Origin of the sequence: Bartonella sp. AP58NXGY (assembly GCF_042195785.1) — a bacterium.
In the GTDB taxonomy this organism is placed as follows: Bacteria; Pseudomonadota; Alphaproteobacteria; order Rhizobiales; family Rhizobiaceae; genus Bartonella.
In genome coordinates this window covers 1-680 of sequence record NZ_JBHIOY010000276.1, presented here as the reverse complement: position 1 = coordinate 680, position 680 = coordinate 1, and the positions used below count along the sequence as shown (strand labels likewise).

Sequence of the window (680 nt, the reverse complement as noted above, 5' to 3'; positions counted from 1 at the left end):
GCAGTAACGACAACGGCTAATCTTGCAAAAGATACAGCGGATACAGCCAAGGGATTAGCCGAAGAAGCCAAGAGTGCATCTGAAGCCGCCAAGCAAATGGCAGAAGATGCGAAGGCAGGATTTGATAGAGCTACAGGGGAAATAAGTGGTACGAAAGGTTCATTGGCTACGGCATTGCAAGGTTTTGTAGAGGTCAAGCAGGCAAGTGAGAACGCCGTCCATGTTTCGACAGAAGCAAAGAGATTAGCCGATGAATCGAAGTCGATTGCTGAACGTGCGGAACAAACAGCGAAAGAGGCTTCTCAAACAGCAACAGAGACGACGCAAGTAGCAGCAACAGCGGTAGAAATGTGTCATGAAGTTAGGACGGTAGCAACACAAGCAAGTATGAAGGCAGATGGAGCCAACCAGACAGCCGCTGATGCCAAGGATATTGCCGAAGAGGCAAAAGGTTTATCGGAACGAGCAACATTCTCTGTTACAGAACTTACAAAAACAGCGTCTCAAGTACAAACAGCAGTAGAGAAGGCATTAACGGATTTAAGAGACGCCAAGCAGACAGCAGAGGCATCTAAGACACTCTCAGAAGAAGCTAAACAAACAGCCGCTGATGCATTGACAGCGTCGAAAGATGCCAAGTCACAATCAGAGACAGCGGTAAGCAGATCAGAAGAGGCAAA

General features: G+C 47.6%; 1 pseudogene. It reads left to right on the top strand.

Going from position 1 to position 680, the window contains the following annotated elements:
- A pseudogene (locus ACFINC_RS10910) lies at positions 1–680 on the top strand (hypothetical protein); the annotation flags it as partial.